The 597-nt window shown below is 63.5% G+C and carries 1 protein-coding gene; it reads left to right on the top strand.

Annotated features, from left to right (window positions below):
- Nucleotides 1-249: 249 nt before the first annotated feature.
- Nucleotides 250-597 (top strand): hypothetical protein (locus AC1ROY_RS34045; protein ID WP_493153395.1); only part of this gene is annotated, 348 nt, incomplete at its 3' end.

The raw sequence follows: 597 nt of genomic DNA, 5'->3' as shown, positions 1-597 counted from the left end.
GAGTTCCATCAGCGCCCGACCAAACGTTGTCAGGCGCTTCCATTCTTGCAGCACGCCAGGAATTTCATGGCCGACATCGATCATGTCTTTGCCCGCTTTCACGACGATCACGCCGCCTCACAGCCGCAGCGAGAGTTGCTGAGCATTCCTCGTCGTGGGCCGTCTAGCGGCAGCCGCACCGTCGAAGTCGTGCACGTTCGATCAGGAGCCTCATCGAAGGGTCAGGACCAACGTCCGCGGGAATCTGGCGTGCGCGCCGCCACGTGGTCCGAAGGCTTCCCAACCAAGCCTGCACCCAATCGATCACCAGTTGAGCTGTCGGCTCCCATCGAGCCGCGGCAGCCCGCCGTCCACGTCATGCCGATGTGGGAATCGTCACGTGCTGATCCCGAGCCGACGCTCCCCGAACCGAAACGCCGAGGCCGACCGCGGAAAATTGTGGACGAGAAGGCGCTGATCGCCTCTGCGCTCCATGCCGAAGCGAAGCGTCGTGGCCGGCCGCGTAAAGTCGCCAGTGAGACGACGCCGATCACAGCCGACCCGTTCGACCAGAACGACGACGGCACGAACTGCCTACGCTGTGGACGCCTGGTTCAA

This window comes from Roseococcus sp. GW821-FHT12F05 (genome assembly GCF_058806835.1).
This window is presented reverse-complemented; position numbering and strand designations above follow the sequence as displayed.